The following is a 19,841-nucleotide window of genomic DNA, read 5'->3' on the forward strand; positions in this document are numbered from 1 at the left end:
AGACAGACTAAAACAGGTGGCTATCCTAACCGTTCCCGCGGCCGAGGGGCATGCTTTCGCAACGATGGAAAACCCTGAAACAACGCCACGGGGTGAAATAAATTTCGCGGCGCTTTATAGTGGCCGACCTCCGTTTCATCAAGTAGCCGAGCCCCATGTCCGAGCCACGCAAGATCCTCGTCACCAGCGCCCTGCCCTATGCCAATGGTTCAATCCACCTTGGCCATATGCTTGAGTACATCCAGACCGATATGTGGGTGCGCTTCCAGAAGCATCGCGGCAACCAATGCATTTATGTCTGCGCAGACGACGCCCACGGTTCGGCCATCATGTTGCGCGCCGAAAAGGAAGGCATCACCCCGGAACAACTGATCGCCAACGTGCAGGCTGAACACAGCGCCGACTTTGCCGAGTTCCTGGTGGATTTCGACAACTTCCACTCGACCCATTCCGAAGAAAACCGTGAATTGTCGAGCCAGATCTACCTGAAGCTGCGAGACGCCGGGCACATCGCCACGCGTTCGATCACCCAGTATTTCGACCCGGAAAAGAAAATGTTCCTGGCCGATCGGTTCATCAAGGGCACCTGCCCGAAATGCGGCACCGAAGACCAGTACGGCGACAACTGCGAGAAATGCGGCGCCACCTACGCGCCCACCGACCTGAAGGATCCAAAGTCGGCGATCTCCGGCGCCACCCCGGTACTCAAGGATTCCCAGCACTTCTTCTTCAAACTGCCAGACTTCCAGGAAATGCTGCAAACCTGGACCCGCAGCGGCACCCTGCAAGATGCCGTGGCGAACAAGATCGCCGAATGGCTGGATGCCGGCCTGCAACAGTGGGATATCTCCCGCGATGCGCCGTATTTCGGTTTCGAGATTCCCGATGAGCCAGGCAAGTACTTCTACGTCTGGCTGGACGCGCCGATCGGCTACATGGCCAGCTTCAAGAACCTTTGCGACCGCACGCCGGAGTTGGACTTCGACGCGTTCTGGGCCAAGGACTCCAGCGCCGAGCTGTATCACTTCATCGGCAAGGACATCGTCAACTTCCACGCCCTGTTCTGGCCGGCAATGCTCGAAGGTTCGGGCTACCGCAAACCGACCGGCATCGCCGTGCACGGCTACCTGACGGTCAACGGCCAGAAGATGTCCAAGTCCCGTGGCACCTTTATCAAGGCGCGCACCTACCTGGACCACCTGTCGCCGGAATACCTGCGTTACTACTACGCCTCCAAGCTGGGCCGTGGCGTCGACGACCTGGACCTGAACCTGGAAGACTTCGTGCAAAAGGTCAACTCGGACCTGGTGGGCAAGGTGGTCAACATCGCCAGCCGTTGCGCTGGTTTTATCCACAAGGGCAACGCCGGTGTACTGGTGGCCGAGAACGCCGCGCCAGAACTGACCGATGCGTTCCTGGCCGCAGCGCCAAGCATCGCCGATGCCTACGAGGCCCGTGACTTTGCCCGCGCCATGCGCGAGATCATGGGCCTGGCCGACCGCGCCAACGCCTGGATCGCCGACAAGGCGCCGTGGTCGCTGAACAAACAGGAAGGCAAGCAGGCTGAAGTCCAGGCGATCTGCGCCACCGGCGTCAACCTGTTCCGTCAACTGGTGATCTTTCTCAAGCCGGTGCTGCCGTTGCTGGCCGCTGATGCCGAGGCGTTCCTCAACGTCGCACCGCTGACCTGGAACGATCACGCCACCTTGCTCGGCAACCATCAGCTCAATGAATTCAAGCCGCTGATGACCCGCATCGACCCGGTAAAAGTCCAGGCCATGAGCGACGCGTCGAAAGAAGACCTCGAAGCCAGCAAGACTGACACCGGCGAAGCTGCACCTGCGGGTAATGGTGAACTGGCGAAAGACCCGCTGTCCCCGGAAATCGACTTCGATGCGTTTGCTGCAGTGGACCTGCGAGTTGCGCTGATCCTCAAGGCTGAAGCCGTAGAAGGCGCCGACAAGCTGCTGCGCCTGACCCTGGATATCGGTGACGAGCAACGCAACGTGTTCTCGGGGATCAAGAGTGCCTACCCGGACCCGGCCAAGCTGGAAGGTCGCCTGACCATGATGATTGCCAACCTCAAGCCACGGAAGATGCGTTTCGGCATATCCGAAGGCATGGTGATGGCAGCCGGTCCCGGGGGTGCAGAAATCTACCTGTTGAGCCCGGACAGCGGCGCCAAGCCAGGGCAACGCATCAAGTAAGCGCCTCGCCATACCGCTCCGTTGGGCTGCTCAGCAGCCTCGCGGGGCGCAGGCTACTGGGCTAGTGCTCTCTCCTCGCTTGCCGGATAATCAGGTCCTGTTCGCTTAACCGGCACGACCATGACCGATATGCTTCTCACCCTTGTCAGCACCGCCTTGATCAGCAACATCGTGTTGCAGATGCCCCTGGCTGCCGACTCGATGGTTGCATCTTCTCCAACCCTACGCCGGCAGGTGCATGCCCTGGGTATCGCCACCACCTTGCTGATGGTGCTGAGCGGTGTTGCGGGCTATCTGCTGTATCACTTCCTTTTGCAGCCGCTGGCGCTGACATCCCTGCGCCTGTTTATCTTTCTGCCAGTGACCGTGTTGCTGATCCAGCCGCTGCTGTGGGTGTTGTCTCGCCAGTTGCCCAAACTGTCGTTCGAGGGCTTGTGGCCGTTATTGCTGGGTAATGCCGGCGTGTTGAGCGTGGTGCTGTTGGGCACACAGGATGGCAAGGGCCTGGCCCACATGGCGACCCTGAGCCTGGGCACAGGCTTGGGATTCTGGTTGGTCTTGAGCCTGCTCACTGACCTGCGCCAACGCATCGCCGACAACGATATTGCACTGCCCTTTCGAGGCTTGCCGGTCGAGCTGATCAGTCTCGGTCTGATGGCCTTGGCCTTTCTGGGTTTCAACACAATGATCAAACCATGAGCCTGATTCAACGTATCGACGCACTGCTGCCACAAACCCAGTGCGGCAAATGCGGACATCCTGGCTGCAAGCCCTACGCCGAAGGCATTGCCAAGGGTGAGGCCATCAACAAATGCCCGCCGGGCGGACGGGAAACCATCGCCGGGCTGGCGCAGTTGTTGAACCTGCCAGAACTGAAGCTGGACTTAACCCGTGGCGAGGCGCCCGCACAGATCGCCTTTATTCGTGAAGCCGAGTGCATAGGCTGCACCAAGTGCATCCAGGCTTGTCCGGTGGACGCCATCGTCGGCGCGGCCAAGCTGATGCACACCGTCATTATCGACGAGTGCACCGGTTGCGACCTGTGTGTCGCCCCCTGCCCCGTTGATTGCATCGAGATGCATCCGCTGACGAACGTTTTACCGATTGTCGGGGGATTGGCAGCCAACGATGGGCAGCGACAAGCCCGTAGCCTCAAGCGCGACCGCGCCCGGCACCGCTTCGAGCAGCGCAATGCGCGCCTGCAGCGCGAGAAAGAACAGAAACTGACCGAACGCCTGGCTCGTGCGAAATCCCCAGCGCCTGTGGAGGCGGTGACAACCGATCCAGTCCAGGCGGCCATTGAACGGGTTCTCGCGCAAAAAGCTGCCGCCATGAACACCGCGGCAAAAAAGGCCAAGATTGAGCTCGCCATGAGTCGTGCCCAACTCCACAAATCCTTGAAGGCTTTCGGGCATCCGCCGACCTTCGAGCAGCAGTCGCAATTAATCATCCTGCAGCAGCAGTTCGAAGCAGCGGAACAGGCATTGAATGAAGCGCAGCGCCTGGTGGATGCCCATGTCAGCGCCTGACACCGTCGATCATCAGCAACAGGCGATGAAACGGGTGTTGATCGCAGCAGTACCTGGGTTAGTGGCGATGTTCTGGCTCTACGGCTGGGGCGTATTGATCAATCTGTTTCTGGCGTGCAGTTACGCCCTGCTGATGGAAGCCGGCGTTTATCGGCTGCGCGGACATCCGAACGCCCGCGATATGAGCTCGATGGTCACCGCCACGCTGTTGGCCGTGGCGCTGCCGCCTTATTGCCCATGGTGGATATGCCTTGGGGCTGTAACCAGTGCACTGCTGTTAGGCAAGCACCTGTACGGTGGCAAACAAAACCCTTTCAACCCGGCCATGGTGGGTTACGCACTAATGCTGGTGGCCTTTCCACAACCCATGACCCATTGGCCCGCGCCCCACGGCATGGACTTGCTGGCGGGACTGCAACAGGTATTCGGCCTGCACAGTAATACGCCAGACGCGTGGGCCGGGGCAACTGCCCTGGATGTCCTGCATATCAATCGGAGCCTGACCATCGACGAGCTATTTGCCGCCAGTCCGGCCTTCGGCCATATCGCCGGCAGGGGCAGTGAATGGGTCAACCTGGCGTTTCTGGCCGGCGGGGTGTTTCTGCTACAGCAACGAGTGTTCAGTTGGCACGCGCCTGTGGGCATGCTCGGCAGTTTGTTCGTCATCAGCCTGTTGTGCTGGAACGGGTCGGGGTCGGACTCCCATGGTTCGCCGCTGTTTCACTGGTTCACCGGAGCCAGCATGCTCGGGGCCTTTTTTATCGTCACCGAACCGGTTTCCGGTGCCAAAAGCCCGCGGGCACGTTTGTTCTTTGGTGCTGGGGTGGGCTTGCTGACTTACTTGATACGGACTTGGGGCGGTTATCCGGATGGCGTGGCATTTGCGGTACTGCTGATGAACCTGGCGGTGCCGGCACTGGAACGCTGGGCAACGCCAAAACAGCCCGCGGTGAACTCATGAAGCGTGCCCAAGGCCTGCTGACAGTGGTGCTGATTTTCGCGGCCGGCGTTGCCCTCACGGTGGGCGTCCAGCAGTTGACCGCCAACCGCGCCGCAGCGCAGCATCAGGATCTACAGCGCCGCGCCTGGCTGGACATCCTGCCAGTCGACAGTTACGACAATCAGCCTCTGGAACAACCCTTGGCGATAACTGCACAAACACTGGAAAACAGCCAAGTGCAAGGAGGCTACCTTGCCACCTTGGCAGGTCAACCCAGCGCCGTACTCCTGCGCTCGCAAACCAGTGGCTACGGCGGCACGATCCAGTTGCTGATTGCAGTCTCCAGCAACGGAAAACTGCTGGGGGTGAAAACCTTGAAGCAGTCGGAGACTCCGAGCCTGGGCGGGCGTATCGCCGAGAACAACGATGCCTGGATCGCAGCATTCAAGGGGCACTCACGCAACGATCCACAAGACTCGGCCTGGGCCTTGAAGAAAGATCATGGCCAATTCGATCAAATCGCCGGAGCCACTGTCACCTCCCGCGCCGTGCTCAACGCCGTTCACGACGCCTTGCGCTATGTTGATGATGCCCGACAGTCGATCCTGGAGCCCCCGCCCCGTGACTAAATCCTTCGCCCTGGCCAGCTCATTGATGCTCGCGCCACTGGTTGGCATCAGCGACACGCTGCCCAAGGCCCTGAGTTTCTGGGGGCTGTCGGCAGTGATCGTAACGATCTACGGCGTGGGCATGTTCAGCCTGAGAAATACCGTCGCAGGGCAACTGCGGCTAGTTGCCAGCCTGCTGTTGGCCGCCACGCTGGTCAGTTGTACACAATTGGTTTTGCAGGCCTTTGCCCTACCCCTCTATCAGGAGCTGGGCCTTTACTTGGCGCTGATCAGCGTTCAATGCGTACTGCTGGAACACCATGGACTGTTCAAGGCAGGTCAAGGCAAGGCGCGATTACAACTGTTTGGGCTGTTCGGCGCGCTGCTGATGACGCTGGCCCTGTTGCGGACGTTGATCGGCAACGGCACCCTCGCCACACTCGCACCGGGCGGGTTTATCCTGCTGGGGCTGCTGCTCGCCGGGCAACAGGCCTGGGCTCACTTTTCAAAACCACATTGACCGCCTGCAAGGAACCGCTCGCCCCATGAACGCCGCCAAACGCCTGGAAATTTTCCGCCGGCTTCACGAAGACAACCCGGAACCAAAGACCGAACTGGCTTACTCCTCGCCGTTCGAGTTGCTGGTCGCCGTGATCCTCTCGGCCCAGTCCACAGACGTCGGTGTCAACAAAGCCACCGCCAAACTGTATCCCGTAGCCAACACCCCCCAGAGCATATACGCCCTGGGGATTGAGGGTCTGTCCGGGTACATCAAGACCATTGGCCTGTATAACAGCAAGGCGAAAAACGTCATTGAGACCTGTCGCTTGCTGGTGGAGCGGCACGGCGGCGAAGTCCCGCAAACACGTGAAGCGCTCGAAGCCCTTCCCGGTGTCGGGAGAAAAACAGCCAACGTCGTGCTCAATACTGCGTTCCGGCAACTGACCATGGCCGTGGACACGCATATCTTCCGGGTAAGCAATCGAACCGGTATTGCCCCTGGGAAAAATGTGGTGGAGGTTGAAAAGCAACTGATGAAGTTTGTTCCCAAGCCCTATCTGCTTGATTCACATCACTGGTTGATCCTTCATGGCCGTTACGTCTGCCAGGCTCGTAAGCCCCGCTGCGGAAGCTGCCGCATCGAAGACCTGTGCGAATACAAGGACAAGACTGGCGACGATTGAGCCGCTATTGCCTTTCTTGGTCAGTCGATTGAAAAAATCTTTTTTACCCGCATGACGATTATCGTTATAAGGAGCGCCAACGGCAGTCTTAGCCTGGAGTTAACCTTATGAGCACTGGCAAAGAACAATTGGATGTAGAAGACGAGCTTGTTGGTGCAGAGTCCGACGACGACACAGCCGAAGCACCTGCGGAAGTGGCCAAGACCAATTTGAGCAAACGTCGCACCATCGACAACCTTCTGGAAGAGCGACGCTTGCAAAAACAGTTGGCCGATTACGATTTTGACCTCTAATCGAACCGATAGTGATCAGAAGCCTCCCTTAAGGAGGCTTTTCTGTTTATACGTCCAAGGTTGGCAGTGCTTCCCTTATACCAGGCCGTTACGCTGAGCCAGTTCGATCAGGTCTACCAAGGAACGCGCATTGAGCTTGAGCAGCAGGCGCGTCTTGTAGGTGCTCACGGTTTTGTTGCTCAGGAACATCCCATCGGCGATCTCCTTATTGGTTTTACCCCGGGCCAGTTGTTGCAACACCATCATCTCTCGACCTGAAAGACGCTCGACCATGTCCGCCTCACTGGCGTTACCCAGGGTAGAACGCACTGAGTTCAGTGCCTGGTTCGGGAAATAGCTGTAACCGGACAGTACCGCCTTTATCGCACTCAACAGTTCTGTCAGGTCCTGCTGCTTGCACACATAGCCAGCGGCCCCCGCCTGCATGCACCGCATGGAAAAATGCCCTGGAGCCTGGGATGTCAATACCAGCACCTTGAAGGGTTGCGGTTGCTTGGTAGACGACAGTCGACAAATAACTTCCAGACCATCGAGCTTGGGTATTCCAATATCCAGTATGACAATATCCGGCATATGCTCCCGCGCAAGTTGCAATGCGTCGACACCGTTATCAGTCTCGGCAACGACCTCATAACCATGACGTTCCATTAGCATACGCACAGCAAGGCGAATGACGGGATGATCATCCACGATCAGCACTTTATTCATGGGCAAGTCCAATTTCGCTGTTCGAATTATTTAGAGTAAGCACAATAGCCTAGTCGTTTCCTCCTTGGCATAGCACTCCCCCCCAAGCAACAGTAAGCAGAGACCCAACCCACAAAGAGATGGGATTTAACCTACAAAAAAACACCCTTAAAAATGTGGTGGGCTTTATTGAGACTTTCAGAATTTTCCGGGAGCAAGCACATTCTGAGTGAAAAGTCCTCGGATCAAGGGTCAAACGTAAACAGCCCGTACATAGGCTTCAGGAAATACCCCTTGTATACCGTGATCGGTCCGACGAATAGACAAGGAACCCTGCTTAAAAAAGTTCCAGCATCAGCATTTTCTTACATAGAAGATATCTGACAGAAAATTCAATAAGCGCCTCATTGACAGCACCTTACTGTAAGAAATTTCTGCAATATAATTCTCTATGCACTGCAGGAAAATTACATGATTCAATGTTACAAACAGGGGTATTCTTTTTAGTTGTCTCAACTATCGCCTCGACACATTCAACCAAGATTAAATTTACCGGCGCCACTTACAATTTAAAAACACCAATAGAATTCAACCCAAAAAAAATGGCCCCTTAAACAAGGGGCCATTTTTCATTACCACTAAACACTCAGAACAACTTGCGGCCTTTGTTAGCTGCAATACGCATGCGCAATGCGTTGAGCTTGATGAAGCCGGCAGCATCCTCTTGGTTGTAGGCGCCGCCATCGTCTTCAAAGGTGGCGATATTGGCATCGAATAGCGACTCATCGGACTTGCGTCCGGTGACGATCACGTTGCCTTTGTAGAGCTTCAAGCGCACAACGCCATTCACGTGAACCTGGGAGGCATCGATCATCTGCTGCAACATCAAGCGCTCCGGGCTCCACCAATAGCCGGTGTAGATCAGGCTGGCGTACTTGGGCATCAGTTCATCTTTGAGGTGAGCGACTTCACGGTCCAGGGTAATGGACTCGATGGCCCGGTGAGCGCGCAGCATGATGGTGCCGCCCGGGGTTTCGTAGCAGCCACGGGACTTCATGCCGACATAACGGTTCTCGACAATGTCCAGACGGCCGATACCGTGCTCGCCACCGATACGGTTCAAGGTCGCCAGTACAGTGGCCGGTGTCATGTCGACGCCGTCCAGCGCCACGATGTCGCCATTGCGGTAGGTCAATTCCAGATACTGCGGGGTATCAGGCGCGTTCTCCGGGGAGACGGTCCAACGCCACATGTCCTCTTCGTGCTCGGTCCAGGTGTCTTCCAGCACGCCGCCTTCATAGGAGATGTGCAGCAAGTTGGCGTCCATCGAGTAAGGGGACTTTTTCTTGCCGTGACGTTCGATCTGGATTCCGTGTTTTTCAGCGTAATCCATCAGCTTTTCACGGGACAGCAGGTCCCATTCACGCCAAGGGGCAATCACTTTCACGCCTGGCTTGAGCGCATAGGCGCCCAGTTCGAAACGCACCTGGTCGTTGCCCTTGCCGGTGGCACCATGGGAAATGGCGTCGGCGCCGGTTTCGTTGGCGATTTCGATCAGGCGCTTGGCGATCAACGGACGCGCGATGGAGGTACCCAGCAGGTACTCGCCTTCGTAGACGGTGTTGGCGCGAAACATCGGGAAGACGAAATCGCGGACGAATTCTTCGCGCAGGTCGTCAATGTAGATCTCTTTCACGCCCATGGCTTGCGCCTTGGCGCGTGCAGGTTCGACCTCTTCGCCCTGACCCAGGTCAGCGGTGAAGGTCACCACTTCACAGTTATAAGTATCCTGCAGCCACTTGAGGATCACCGAAGTGTCCAGGCCGCCGGAATACGCGAGAACGACCTTGTTTACGTCGGCCATGCCATCACTCCACGGGGTTGTACGGAAAGGCGTCGATTCTACCGATCAAAACCGTGAATTTACAGAGGCGCGACAGCAAATGAAGATAAAGCGACAGATTATGTCGAGCGGGCGACGAATCCCCGCACTTCACGACGTGGCTGCGGTGTCATTCGGGGCAACGGCCTGGGGCGCCGGCTTCTCGGGGGCGGGGACCCGCTCCAGGTGAATATTGACCCGCCGGTTCCTGGCCCGATTGGCCGAACTGGTGTTGGGCACCAACGGGTAGCGTTCGCCGTGAAAGCGCAGGGTAATCTGTGATTCGGGGATCCCGTTGGCCTTGAGGAAGTCCATCACCGCCAAACCACGACGTCGCGAGAGGTCGCGATTGGTCAGGCGATTACCGCTGTTGTCCGAGTGACCGTCCAACTGGATGTGATTGACTGTCGGATCAGCCTTGATGAACTCCAACATGACCGACAGCTTCTTCTTGGCCGCGGCGTCCAGCTCGATCCCCGCGCCAGAAAAGCCCACTTCGGCCTGTTTGATCTGCTCGAAATTCATCGGCAGCAGTTTGGCCGTGCACTGTTGATAGTCGCTGTATGCCTTATTGAACTTCACAGGCAGCAGGCGAACCTCGGAGAAACCGCCGTCGCGGCCATAATGGCGCACCACCGGGCTGCGGCCCTCAAGCAAGCCATTGAACAGACGCCCGGCCTGGGCCTGGGAGCTGTTGAACAGCACATCGCCACTGCCGACCTGCACTGCGCCGAGGTTGATGTCACCTCGGCCCGGCTGCCACGGCGCGGCTGCCGCCAACAAGGTGGCCGAGCCAACACCCAGCGAGCCGTTATAAGCTTTCAGACGAAACGTCGCCTGCTCGCCGGCCTGGCGCACGAACTCACCCGAACCGAAATCGGTGATCGGTTGGGTCAAGCGACACTCAAACTTATCACCCGCAACCTTCCACTCGATATTCTCCAGCCGCGTCTGGAACGTGAGGGCCATCGCGGGCAGGCTGGCGAACACACTGAGCAAGGCTAGATAATGCTGGCGCACGGGAGGCTCCACAGGTTTGCTACAACACAACAAGGCGTCATGCATCGTTAAGGCATACCCAGGGATATCGGTCGCCTCCTGCAAAACTTGATAGCGAGTGCCTGCAAGAGTCTTTTCCGGTAGCATTCCCACCAGATTTACCCGCCTGGAATCCCCAATGTCCGACCGCCTGACCCTGCTGCGTCCCGACGACTGGCATATTCATCTTCGCGATGGTGCAGCGTTGCCCCAAACCGTGGCCGATGTAGCGCGTACGTTTGGCCGCGCCATCATCATGCCTAACCTGGTACCTCCGGTGCGTAACGCCGCGCAAGCCGATGCCTATCGCCAGCGTATCCTCGCTGCACGACCCGCCGGCAGCCGCTTCGAACCGTTGATGGTGCTTTACCTGACCGACCGTACCCAGCCCGAAGAGATTCGTGAGGCGAAGGCCTGCGGTTTCGTCCATGCCGCCAAGCTGTACCCGGCCGGCGCGACCACCAACTCCGACTCCGGCGTGACCAGTATCGACAAGATACTGCCGGCGATAGAAGCCATGGCTGAAGTTGGCATGCCGCTGCTGATCCATGGCGAAGTCACCCGTGGCGATGTCGACGTGTTTGATCGCGAGAAGATCTTCATCGACGAGCACATGCGCCGTCTGGTCGAGTTGTTCCCTACGCTCAAAGTGGTGTTCGAGCACATCACCACGGCCGATGCCGTACAGTTCGTCACCGAAGCTTCGGCCAACGTCGGCGCGACCATCACTGCACATCACCTGCTGTATAACCGCAACCACATGCTGGTGGGCGGGATTCGGCCGCACTTCTACTGCCTGCCGATCCTCAAGCGCAACACCCATCAGGTTGCCTTGCTCGATGCCGCCACCAGTGGCAATGAGAAGTTCTTCCTCGGCACCGACTCGGCGCCCCACGCCCAGCACGCCAAGGAAGCGGCGTGCGGCTGTGCCGGCTGCTACACCGCCTATGCAGCGATTGAGTTGTACGCCGAGGCGTTCGAACAGCGCAATGCGCTGGACAAGCTTGAGGGTTTCGCCAGCCTCAATGGCCCACGGTTCTACGGCCTGCCGGCGAATACCGAGCACATTACCCTGGTCCGTGAAGACTGGACCGCCCCTGCCACCCTGCCATTTGGCGAGCTGACCGTCATCCCGCTGCGCGCCGGTGAAACACTGCGCTGGCGCCTGCTGGAGGAACACCTGTGAGTGAAGACCATTTCGACGACGAACACGAAGGTCATGGGGGTGGCGGTTCGCGCCACCCGATGGCCGAACGCTTTCGTGGCTACCTGCCCGTGGTCATTGACGTAGAAACCGGCGGTTTCAACTGTGCCACCGATGCCTTGCTGGAAATTGCCGCTACCACCATCGGCATGGATGAACAGGGTTTTGTGTTCCCGGAACACACCCACTTCTTCCGCGTCGAGCCATTCGAAGGCGCCAACATCGAAGCGGCGGCCCTGGAGTTCACCGGGATCAAGCTCGACCATCCGCTGCGCATGGCCGTCAGCGAGGAAGCGGCACTGACCGACATTTTCCGTGGCGTGCGCAAGGCCTTGAAGGCCAACGGTTGTAAACGCGCAATCCTGGTAGGTCACAACAGTAGCTTCGACCTCGGCTTTTTGAACGCCGCCGTGACGCGCCTGGATATGAAACGCAATCCCTTTCACCCATTCTCCAGCTTCGACACCGCGACCCTGGCTGGCTTGGCCTATGGTCAAACCGTGCTGGCGAAAGCCTGCCAGGCTGCCGGTATCGACTTCGACGGTCGTGAAGCCCACTCGGCTCGCTACGACACCGAGAAGACCGCCGACCTGTTCTGCGGCATCGTCAACCGCTGGAAACAGATGGGCGGCTGGGAAGACTTCAACGACTGAGGTTGAATCCCGCGCATAAAAAAACCGGCCCTCTCAGGCCGGTTTTTTTATGCCGCTAAACTGGCTTACAGCTTGCCAGCGTTCTCGGTCAGGTAAGCCGCAACGCCTTCTGGCGAAGCGTTCATGCCTTTGTCGCCTTTTTTCCAGTTGGCAGGGCAAACTTCGCCGTGCTCTTCGTGGAATTGCAGGGCGTCGACCAGGCGGATCAGTTCTTCCATGTTACGGCCCAACGGCAGGTCGTTGATGATCTGCGAGCGGACAACGCCCTTGTCGTCGATCAGGAACGCGCCACGGAAAGCCACGCCGCCTTCGGACTCAACGTCGTAGGCCTTGGCGATGTCGTGCTTCATGTCGGCAGCCATGGTGTATTTGACTTTGCCGATGCCGCCATCATTGATGGCAGTGTTGCGCCAAGCGTTGTGGGTGAAATGGGAGTCGATGGAAACCGCTACCACTTCTACGTTACGCGCCTTGAAATCGTCCATGCGGTGATCCAGAGCGATCAGCTCCGATGGGCAGACGAAGGTGAAGTCCAGCGGGTAGAAGAACACCAGGCCATATTTGCCTTTGATGGCTTCAGACAGTTTGAAGCTGTCTACGATTTCGCCATTGCCGAGGACGGCAGGTACGTCGAAATCCGGGGCTTGTTTGCCGACGAGTACGCTCATTGGATATCTCCTGATGATGTAGTGACTGAAGTAAAAGGACCGACCTCAAGCCTGCCTTATATAAACGACAAGCCTGTGACGCGATCACGCTTCGTGAAGACTGACCATCATACACTGAAAAAACCGTTCGTCAGCGCACAGCCCACTCGGGCGCAAAGACTTGAGAAACTACTTTGACAATCATTCTCGTTAACATTAAGATCCATCGCACTTAAGCCTAAACCGCGATGGTTCTCCCTTATGTATGTCTGCCTCTGCACTGGCGTCACCGACGGACAAATCCGCGAAGCAATCTACGAAGGTTGCTGCAGCTACAAGGAAGTGCGTGAAACCACCGGCGTTGCCAGCCAATGCGGCAAATGTGCCTGCCTGGCCAAGCAAGTGGTACGGGAAACCCTGACGCAGCTGCAGACTGCCCAGGCCGCGATCCCCTACTCGGCAGAATTTACACACGCTTAAAACAACGTGTTTTAAAGAACCGGACTTAGTGTCCGGTTTTTTTATGCCTTGAATTCAACCAGTTAGCACCAAGACGCGGAACACAAACATTCTTATTCCGATTAATTTTCATTTATTATTCAATAACTTAGGTTTGACAGTAGTATTTACCCAGCTCAAACTCCACCCTATATACAGTTAACACAGGGCAGGACCCCAATCATGAAAGGCGACATTACAGTCATCCAGCATCTCAACAAGATCCTTGCCAATGAACTGGTCGCGATCAATCAATACTTCCTGCATGCACGTATGTATGAAGATTGGGGCCTGGAAAAGCTGGGCAAGCATGAGTACAAAGAATCCATCCAGGCTATGAAAGACGCAGACAAGCTGATCAAGCGCATTCTGTTCCTGGAAGGCCTGCCGAACGTCCAGGACTTGGGCAAGCTGCACATCGGCGAGCACACCCAGGAAATGATCACCTGCGACCTGGGCATCGAACGCAAAAGCCACAGCGATCTCAAGGCTGCCATCGTTCATTGCGAAACCAATGGCGACTTCGGCAGCCGTGAACTGCTGGAAGATATCCTCGAAGATCAGGAAGAGCATATCGACTGGCTGGAAACCCAACAGGGCCTGATCGACAAAGTGACCCTCGAGAACTATCTGCAATCGCAGATGGGGGAGTAAGCCTATAGGCGCGAGCTTGCTCGCTCCTACATAGCGCCCACTAAAAAGCCCCGCTCTCGTATAGAGAAGCGGGGCTTTTTATTGCCAAACCTGAAAAATCAGGCTTCAGTCTTGTCCACAGCCGCTTTTGCGGACGCGTCCTTGACCAACGTTTGCAACGAACCATCAGCTGCCATTTCAGTGATGATGTCGCTACCACCGACCAACTCACCAGCAACCCACAACTGCGGGAAAGTAGGCCAATTGGCGTACTTGGGCAGGTTGGCACGGATTTCCGGGTTCTGCAGAATGTCCACGTAAGCGAATTTCTCGCCACACGCCATAATGGCCTGGGAGGCCTTCGCGGAGAAGCCACACTGAGGGGCATTGGGTGCGCCCTTCATGTAAAGCAGAATGGTGTTGTTGGCAATCTGCTCTTTAATCGTTTCGATGATATCCATGGAGCACCTCGACAGAAACTTTGCGACTCACGGGTCGGCACGGTGGCGCATTGTAGCGTAAAAGCCTGACCGGGTGCTCGGACTCCCCGACAGACAAACGTCACGCCGCCTCCACCCGCACCGGTACGCCATTTAACGCCGCATTGCCCGACAACTCATCCAAATGCCGCTCATCGGTCAGATCATTGGCACTCGCTCCAGGTTGTCCGCTGGCAATGCTCATCTGCACACCTGGGCGGCCGTGCCCCCAACCATGAGGCAGGCTGACAACACCTGGCATCATGTCCAGGCTGGCCATCACCTCCACCTCAATCATGCCGATCCGCGAACTGATACGCACCCGCTGGCCATCGCTCAACTGACGCTGGGCCAGGTCTTCGGGATGCATCAATAACTGGTGCCGTGGCTTGCCCTTCACCAGGCGATGGTAGTTATGCATCCAGGAATTATTGCTGCGCACATGACGACGGCCGATCAGCAGCAACTCGTCCACGGTGGGCAAAGGCTGCGCAGCGAAGCGCGCAAGATCCGCCAGGATCACCGCAGGCGCGGCCTGCACTTGGCCGTTGAGCGTTTTCAGGCGCCCAGCGAGATTGGCCTTGAGCGGCCCCAGGTCCAGACCATGGGGGTAATCAGCCAAGGCCGCCACCGATAACTTATGGCTGGATGCATCGCCATACACCCCGGCCCGTATACCGAAGTCGATCATCTGCGCCGGCGGCAGAGTTGGCTTGAGGGCATTGCCGGTCTTCGCCGCAAACGCCTGGGCCAGCCCGACAAAGATTTCCCAGTCATGCAATGCGCCTTCAGGCTTAGGCAGAATCGCGCGATTGAAGCGGGTGACATTGCGCACCGCAAACATATTGAAAGTGGTGTCGTAGTGATCGTTTTCCAGCGCCGAAGTGGAAGGCAGGATCAGATCGGCATAACGCGTGGTTTCATTGATATAGAGGTCGATGCAGACCATGAACTCCAGGCCGTCCAACGCCTGCTCCAACTGACGCCCATTAGGCGTCGATAGTACCGGATTGCCTGCCACCGTCACCAAGGCGCGGATTTGCCCTTCGCCCTCGGTGAGCATTTCTTCGGCCAGGGCAGACACAGGTAACTCGCCAGCGTATTCCGGACGCCCGGACACCCGGCTCTGCCAGCGATTGAAATGCCCACCGGAAGTGGCCGCCACCAGATCCACCGCAGGCGTGGTGCACAAGGCCCCACCCACGCGGTCCAGATTGCCGGTCACCAGGTTAATCAGTTGTACCAACCAATGGCAGAGCGTACCGAAGGCTTGGGTCGAGACCCCCATCCGCCCATAACAAACCGCCTTGTCGGCAGCGGCAAAGTCCCGCGCCAATTGGCGGATCTGCTCGGCCGGCACCGCACTTTGGCGGCTCATGGCCTCTGCGGTAAACCCGGCAACCGCGCGACGCACATCTTCCAAGCCTTCAACCAGCAAGTGGCTGTCACGGGTCAGGTTCTCGGTGAATAAGGTATTGAGCAGCCCGAACAACAGCGCTGCATCGCCACCGGGACGTACGAAGATATGCTGATCGGCGATCGCTGCTGTTTCGCTGCGTCGAGGGTCGACCACCACCACTTTGCCGCCACGAGCCTGGATGGCTTTCAGGCGTTTTTCCACATCCGGCACGGTCATGATGCTGCCGTTGGATGCCAGTGGGTTGCCCCCCAGAATCAGCATGAAGTCGGTATGATCAATGTCTGGAATCGGCAGCAGCAAACCATGGCCGTACATCAGGTGACTGGTAAGGTGGTGGGGCAACTGGTCCACCGAGGTGGCAGAAAAACGATTACGCGTCTTGAGCTGGCCCAGAAAGTAGTTGCTGTGGGTCATCAAGCCGTAGTTGTGCACGCTGGGGTTACCCTGGTACACCGCCACCGCGTTCTGCCCATGACGAGCCTGAACCCCCGCCAGCCGCTCGGCCACCAGGGCAAAGGCCTCGTCCCAGGGGATCGGTTGCCATTCGCTGCCTACCCGCAGCATGGGCTGGTGCAGGCGGTCCGGATCGTTCTGGATGTCTTGCAGGGCTACGGCCTTGGGGCAGATATGACCACGACTGAAGCTGTCCAACGGGTCGCCCTTGATTGAGGTAATCGCGAGGCTGCCGTCTTCGGCTTGGGTGGTTTCCAGAGTCAAGCCACAAATGGCTTCGCACAGGTGGCAGGCACGGTGGTGGAGAGTCTTGGTCATGGCCAGTCTCTTTATCAGGGCATTGGCCAACTATGGCCCGCGACTGCCAGAGGCGCCAGCAACGTTCGTCTTGTGAATCGAAGAGCATCAAGCCAGGCCATGACCAAGCATTAGAAAATGTTTCAAAAAAACCGCCACCCCTCATTCATGGCCCTCAAATCCGGCAAAACCTGGCCTGCAACCGCCTTTGCGCATTGCAAAAGTGCGCAACGCCAGTGTACAAATAACCCGCTGCTGTCAGGATCCAGGCTTCAAAGCGTTATCCCCGCGCCCTTGAACACCCCTAAAAACCGTAGCCCTATTGGTAAGACGCGACATTTAATTATAAGATCGCGCCTTCCCCTATTTCGTCGCCCCGTGCGGCTTTCGCCGCAGGTCTCGCCCGTTGTCACAATAAACAAGGCTTTGAGTATCTGCGGTCTGTTGCAAAAGGTAGTTAATGATGAGCGCAAGGCACTTTCTCTCCCTGATGGATTGCACGCCCGAAGAGCTGGTCAGCGTGATCCGTCGAGGCATTGAGCTTAAAGACCTGCGTAATCGCGGCGTACTGTTCGAGCCTTTGAAAAACCGCGTACTCGGAATGATTTTCGAGAAGTCGTCCACCCGCACCCGCCTGTCTTTCGAAGCCGGGATGATCCAGCTCGGCGGCCAGGCCATCTTCCTCTCGCCGCGAGATACCCAACTGGGCCGTGGCGAACCGATCAGCGATTGCGCCATCGTCATGTCGCGCATGCTCGATGCGGTGATGATTCGTACCTTCGCCCATAGCACGCTGACCGAGTTTGCCGCCAACTCCCGGGTACCCGTGATCAACGGCCTGTCTGACGATTTGCATCCCTGCCAACTGCTGGCCGACATGCAAACCTTCCTTGAACATCGCGGCTCGATCAAGGGCAAGACCGTGGCCTGGATCGGCGATGGCAACAACATGTGCAACAGCTATATAGAAGCGGCAATCCAGTTCGACTTCCACTTGCGCATTGCCTGCCCTGAAGGCTATGAGCCGGCGGCTGAATTCCTCGCCAAGGCCGATGGCCGTGTGCAAATCCTTCGCGACCCACGGGACGCGGTGGCTGGCGCCCATCTGGTGAGTACGGACGTCTGGACCTCCATGGGCCAGGAAGACGAAACCGCCAAGCGCCTGGCGCTGTTCGCACCATTCCAGGTGACCCGCGCCCTGCTCGACCTGGCCGCGCCAGATGTGCTGTTCATGCATTGCCTACCAGCCCACCGGGGCGAAGAAATCAGCCTCGACCTGCTGGACGATCAACGATCAGTGGCCTGGGACCAGGCGGAAAACCGTCTGCACGCACAAAAGGCCTTGCTTGAGTTCCTGGTTCCACCTGCATACCACCACGCATGAGCCAGCCATTACTGCTGAATCTACGCAACCTGGCATGCGGTTATCAGGATCAACGGGTGGTGCAGAACCTCAATCTGCACCTCAATGCCGGTGACATCGGCTGCCTGCTGGGTTCCTCGGGGTGTGGCAAGACCACTACCCTTCGGGCGATTGCTGGCTTTGAGCCGGTATATGAAGGGGAAATCAGCCTGGCAGGCAAGGTCATCTCCAGCGCCGGTTTTACCCTGGCGCCGGAGAAGCGCCGGATCGGCATGGTGTTCCAGGACTACGCGCTGTTTCCTCACTTGAGCGTGACCGACAACATTGCCTTCGGCATTCGCAAGCATCCACAAAAAGACCGAGTGGTTGCAGAGTTACTGGAACTGGTCAACCTGAAGGGTTTGGGCATGCGCTTCCCTCATGAGCTCTCCGGTGGCCAGCAACAGCGGGTGGCCCTCGCCCGGGCATTGGCGCCGGAACCACAACTGTTGCTGCTCGACGAACCCTTCTCCAACCTCGACGGAGAGTTGCGGCGCAAGCTCAGCCATGAAGTACGCGACATCCTCAAGGCTCGGGGCACCAGTGCGATTCTGGTGACCCACGATCAGGAAGAAGCCTTCGCGGTGAGTGATCATGTGGGGGTGTTCAAGGAAGGTCGTCTGGAACAGTGGGATACGCCCTACAATCTCTATCACGAACCACTGACGCCGTTTGTGGCCAGCTTTATCGGACAGGGTTATTTCATTCGCGGCCAACTGAGCACACCAGAGTCAGTGACCACCGAGTTGGGCGAATTGCGCGGCAATCGCGCCTACACCTGGCCGATTGGCGGCGCAGTCGATGTGTTGCTGCGCCCGGATGACATCGTCTACGCCCCGGATAGCGCGCTGAAAACACGGATCGTCGGCAAGACCTTCCTGGGTGCGTCGACCTTGTATCGTTTGCAATTGCCTACCGGCGCTCAGTTGGAATCGATCTTTCCCAGCCATGCCGATCATCAGGTAGGTACTGATGTCGGCATCCGTGTGGCGGCAGAGCATCTGGTGCTGTTCCAGGCATCCGGTAGCACGGCGGCGCAGATTCCGCAGATTGATTCCGGCGTGCGGCGCTACAGCTGACACACACGGCACTGTAGGAGCGAGCTTGCTCGCGAAGAACTCATAGGCGACGCGTTTATCCAGAATGCACACGCATCGTTGAGGTTTTTCGCGAGCACGCTCGCTCCTACAATGTGTTTTTTTACCCACGACCGATTGGCGCAAACCTGGCCTGGGTATGCTCGGCCAACACCGCCGCCGCCAGCTCTACTTCCAAACCTCTCCTTCCCGCGCTGACAAAAATTGTCTTAAACGGCTGCGCCGTCACATCGATAAACGTGCGCAAGCGTTTCTTCTGCCCCAATGGACTGATCCCGCCCAGCAAATACCCGGTGGAACGTTGCGCAGCAGCCGGGTCGGCCATCTCGACTTTCTTGACCCCGGCCGCCTGCGCCAGCGCCTTCAGGTCCAGACTTCCGACGACCGGCACCACCGCCACCAATAATTCGCCCTTTTCACTACTGGCCAGCAAGGTCTTGAACACCTGCGCCGGATCAAGACTCAACTTCTCCGCGGCCTCCAGGCCATAAGACGCGGCCTTAGGGTCATGTTCGTAACTGTGAATGCGATGTTCGGCTCGAACTTTTTTCAACAAGTCCAATGCGGGGGTCATAAGGGCTCCAGGCTTGGGGTAAACGTGGAAAAACAGACCGCCGATTCTAGGCCAAACCGAGCTAAAACGCTCTAGTACCGGCACTTTCGCAGCGAGTCAGAGCAGCTTTTTTAGCG

The 19,841-nt window shown here is 57.6% G+C and carries 20 protein-coding genes and 1 pseudogene; 14 read left to right on the forward strand and 7 right to left on the reverse strand.

The window, feature by feature from the left end; translation table 11 throughout:
• Positions 1-155 precede the first annotated feature (155 nt).
• From metG to GIR22_RS06655, 8 genes and pseudogenes are all read left to right on the forward strand, one after another.
• Positions 156-2,207 (forward strand): methionine--tRNA ligase, encoded by a 2,052-nt coding sequence (gene metG / locus GIR22_RS06620; protein WP_154742543.1) that lies wholly within the window; start codon positions 156-158, stop codon positions 2,205-2,207.
• Between the two features lie 120 nt (positions 2,208-2,327).
• On the forward strand, positions 2,328-2,906 hold the full coding sequence (locus tag GIR22_RS06625; protein ID WP_154742544.1) for an Rnf-Nqr domain containing protein: 579 nt from the start codon (positions 2,328-2,330) through the stop codon (positions 2,904-2,906).
• Positions 2,903-3,727 (forward strand): annotated as a pseudogene (gene rsxB, locus GIR22_RS06630) (electron transport complex subunit RsxB); the annotation flags it as partial. The gene GIR22_RS06625 and the pseudogene rsxB, both read left to right, overlap by 4 nt.
• The gene (locus tag GIR22_RS06635; protein WP_154742546.1) at positions 3,723-4,697 is read left to right on the forward strand and encodes an RnfABCDGE type electron transport complex subunit D; all 975 of its coding nucleotides are present in this window, start codon (positions 3,723-3,725) and stop codon (positions 4,695-4,697) included. The pseudogene rsxB and the gene GIR22_RS06635, both read left to right, overlap by 5 nt.
• Entirely contained in the window at positions 4,694-5,305 is a 612-nt protein-coding gene (locus tag GIR22_RS06640; RefSeq protein WP_154742547.1) for an RnfABCDGE type electron transport complex subunit G, read from the forward strand. The genes GIR22_RS06635 and GIR22_RS06640 overlap by 4 nt, the downstream gene beginning before the upstream one ends.
• On the forward strand, positions 5,298-5,804 hold the full coding sequence (locus GIR22_RS06645; protein WP_178122130.1) for an Rnf-Nqr domain containing protein: 507 nt from the start codon (positions 5,298-5,300) through the stop codon (positions 5,802-5,804). The genes GIR22_RS06640 and GIR22_RS06645 overlap by 8 nt, the downstream gene beginning before the upstream one ends.
• A 25-nt stretch (positions 5,805-5,829) precedes the next feature.
• A complete protein-coding gene (gene nth / locus GIR22_RS06650; protein WP_154742549.1) occupies positions 5,830-6,468 on the forward strand; it encodes an endonuclease III in 639 nt (212 codons plus the stop codon).
• A gap of 107 nt (positions 6,469-6,575) precedes the next feature.
• Complete coding sequence (locus tag GIR22_RS06655; protein ID WP_154742550.1) at positions 6,576-6,761, forward strand: PA3496 family putative envelope integrity protein; 186 nt, start codon at positions 6,576-6,578, stop codon at positions 6,759-6,761.
• A 75-nt stretch (positions 6,762-6,836) separates the two neighbouring features.
• Here GIR22_RS06655 and GIR22_RS06660 read toward each other — a convergent pair whose 3' ends face one another.
• From GIR22_RS06660 to GIR22_RS06670, 3 genes are all read right to left on the reverse strand, one after another.
• Positions 6,837-7,469, reverse strand: coding sequence for a response regulator transcription factor (locus tag GIR22_RS06660; RefSeq protein ID WP_154742551.1), 633 nt, complete (start codon positions 7,467-7,469; stop codon positions 6,837-6,839).
• A 625-nt stretch (positions 7,470-8,094) separates the two neighbouring features.
• On the reverse strand, positions 8,095-9,312 hold the full coding sequence (locus GIR22_RS06665; RefSeq protein WP_154742552.1) for an argininosuccinate synthase: 1,218 nt from the start codon (positions 9,310-9,312) through the stop codon (positions 8,095-8,097).
• Between the two features lie 129 nt (positions 9,313-9,441).
• Entirely contained in the window at positions 9,442-10,350 is a 909-nt protein-coding gene (locus GIR22_RS06670; RefSeq protein ID WP_178122131.1) for an OmpA family protein, read from the reverse strand.
• 157 nt (positions 10,351-10,507) lie between these two features.
• On the opposite strand from GIR22_RS06670, the gene pyrC reads away from it, so the two are divergent.
• Together pyrC and rnt are read left to right on the forward strand one after the other, a co-directional pair.
• Positions 10,508-11,554, forward strand: a complete 1,047-nt coding sequence (gene pyrC, locus GIR22_RS06675; RefSeq protein ID WP_154742554.1) for a dihydroorotase — start codon at positions 10,508-10,510, stop codon at positions 11,552-11,554.
• Positions 11,551-12,225: a ribonuclease T gene (rnt, locus tag GIR22_RS06680; protein ID WP_178122132.1), complete on the forward strand. Its 675-nt coding sequence runs from the start codon at positions 11,551-11,553 to the stop codon at positions 12,223-12,225. Before pyrC ends, rnt begins: the two co-directional genes overlap by 4 nt.
• A gap of 65 nt (positions 12,226-12,290) precedes the next feature.
• On the opposite strand, the gene GIR22_RS06685 is transcribed toward rnt, so the two are convergent.
• Positions 12,291-12,893 carry a peroxiredoxin gene (locus GIR22_RS06685; RefSeq protein WP_003172097.1) on the reverse strand — a complete coding sequence of 201 codons (603 nt, stop codon included), beginning with the start codon at positions 12,891-12,893 and terminating at the stop codon, positions 12,291-12,293.
• A 240-nt stretch (positions 12,894-13,133) separates the two neighbouring features.
• Here GIR22_RS06685 and GIR22_RS06690 point away from each other — a divergent pair, with 240 nt between their 5' ends.
• Complete coding sequence (locus tag GIR22_RS06690) at positions 13,134-13,352, forward strand: bacterioferritin-associated ferredoxin (RefSeq protein WP_003208706.1); 219 nt, start codon at positions 13,134-13,136, stop codon at positions 13,350-13,352.
• Positions 13,353-13,553: 201 nt separating this feature from the next.
• Positions 13,554-14,024, forward strand: a complete 471-nt coding sequence (gene bfr, locus GIR22_RS06695; RefSeq protein ID WP_154742556.1) for a bacterioferritin — start codon at positions 13,554-13,556, stop codon at positions 14,022-14,024.
• A gap of 98 nt (positions 14,025-14,122) precedes the next feature.
• Here bfr and grxD read toward each other — a convergent pair whose 3' ends face one another.
• A complete protein-coding gene (gene grxD, locus GIR22_RS06700) occupies positions 14,123-14,464 on the reverse strand; it encodes a Grx4 family monothiol glutaredoxin (RefSeq protein ID WP_154742557.1) in 342 nt (113 codons plus the stop codon).
• Positions 14,465-14,564: 100 nt separating this feature from the next.
• Positions 14,565-16,673, reverse strand: coding sequence for a molybdopterin oxidoreductase family protein (locus GIR22_RS06705; RefSeq protein WP_154742558.1), 2,109 nt, complete (start codon positions 16,671-16,673; stop codon positions 14,565-14,567).
• 442 nt (positions 16,674-17,115) lie between these two features.
• Between GIR22_RS06705 and argF the strand changes: the two genes are divergently transcribed.
• Positions 17,116-18,036 carry an ornithine carbamoyltransferase gene (gene argF, locus GIR22_RS06710; protein ID WP_154742559.1) on the forward strand — a complete coding sequence of 307 codons (921 nt, stop codon included), beginning with the start codon at positions 17,116-17,118 and terminating at the stop codon, positions 18,034-18,036.
• A complete protein-coding gene (locus GIR22_RS06715) occupies positions 18,033-19,133 on the forward strand; it encodes an ABC transporter ATP-binding protein (RefSeq protein ID WP_154742560.1) in 1,101 nt (366 codons plus the stop codon). The genes argF and GIR22_RS06715 overlap by 4 nt, the downstream gene beginning before the upstream one ends.
• A 121-nt stretch (positions 19,134-19,254) precedes the next feature.
• On the opposite strand, the gene ybaK is transcribed toward GIR22_RS06715, so the two are convergent.
• Positions 19,255-19,725, reverse strand: a complete 471-nt coding sequence (ybaK, locus tag GIR22_RS06720; protein ID WP_154742561.1) for a Cys-tRNA(Pro) deacylase — start codon at positions 19,723-19,725, stop codon at positions 19,255-19,257.
• Between the last annotated feature and the right edge of the window lie 116 nt (positions 19,726-19,841).

The organism is Pseudomonas karstica, from assembly GCF_009707515.1.
In the GTDB taxonomy this organism is placed as follows: Bacteria; Pseudomonadota; Gammaproteobacteria; order Pseudomonadales; family Pseudomonadaceae; genus Aquipseudomonas; species Aquipseudomonas karstica.

What these genes read in the sequence shown, in the direction of transcription:
- metG (WP_154742543.1), top strand. Translation starts at nt 156, where the DNA reads ATGTCCGAGCCACGCAAGATCCTCGTCACCAGCGCCCTGCCCTATGCC.
- GIR22_RS06625 (WP_154742544.1), top strand. Translation starts at nt 2,328, where the DNA reads ATGACCGATATGCTTCTCACCCTTGTCAGCACCGCCTTGATCAGCAAC.
- GIR22_RS06635 (WP_154742546.1), top strand. Translation starts at nt 3,723, where the DNA reads ATGTCAGCGCCTGACACCGTCGATCATCAGCAACAGGCGATGAAACGG.
- GIR22_RS06640 (WP_154742547.1), top strand. Translation starts at nt 4,694, where the DNA reads ATGAAGCGTGCCCAAGGCCTGCTGACAGTGGTGCTGATTTTCGCGGCC.
- nth (WP_154742549.1), top strand. Translation starts at nt 5,830, where the DNA reads ATGAACGCCGCCAAACGCCTGGAAATTTTCCGCCGGCTTCACGAAGAC.
- GIR22_RS06655 (WP_154742550.1), top strand. Translation starts at nt 6,576, where the DNA reads ATGAGCACTGGCAAAGAACAATTGGATGTAGAAGACGAGCTTGTTGGT.
- GIR22_RS06660 (WP_154742551.1), bottom strand. Translation starts at nt 7,469, where the DNA reads ATGAATAAAGTGCTGATCGTGGATGATCATCCCGTCATTCGCCTTGCT.
- GIR22_RS06665 (WP_154742552.1), bottom strand. Translation starts at nt 9,312, where the DNA reads ATGGCCGACGTAAACAAGGTCGTTCTCGCGTATTCCGGCGGCCTGGAC.
- pyrC (WP_154742554.1), top strand. Translation starts at nt 10,508, where the DNA reads ATGTCCGACCGCCTGACCCTGCTGCGTCCCGACGACTGGCATATTCAT.
- GIR22_RS06685 (WP_003172097.1), bottom strand. Translation starts at nt 12,893, where the DNA reads ATGAGCGTACTCGTCGGCAAACAAGCCCCGGATTTCGACGTACCTGCC.
- GIR22_RS06690 (WP_003208706.1), top strand. Translation starts at nt 13,134, where the DNA reads ATGTATGTCTGCCTCTGCACTGGCGTCACCGACGGACAAATCCGCGAA.
- bfr (WP_154742556.1), top strand. Translation starts at nt 13,554, where the DNA reads ATGAAAGGCGACATTACAGTCATCCAGCATCTCAACAAGATCCTTGCC.
- grxD (WP_154742557.1), bottom strand. Translation starts at nt 14,464, where the DNA reads ATGGATATCATCGAAACGATTAAAGAGCAGATTGCCAACAACACCATT.
- GIR22_RS06705 (WP_154742558.1), bottom strand. Translation starts at nt 16,673, where the DNA reads ATGACCAAGACTCTCCACCACCGTGCCTGCCACCTGTGCGAAGCCATT.
- argF (WP_154742559.1), top strand. Translation starts at nt 17,116, where the DNA reads ATGAGCGCAAGGCACTTTCTCTCCCTGATGGATTGCACGCCCGAAGAG.
- GIR22_RS06715 (WP_154742560.1), top strand. Translation starts at nt 18,033, where the DNA reads ATGAGCCAGCCATTACTGCTGAATCTACGCAACCTGGCATGCGGTTAT.
- ybaK (WP_154742561.1), bottom strand. Translation starts at nt 19,725, where the DNA reads ATGACCCCCGCATTGGACTTGTTGAAAAAAGTTCGAGCCGAACATCGC.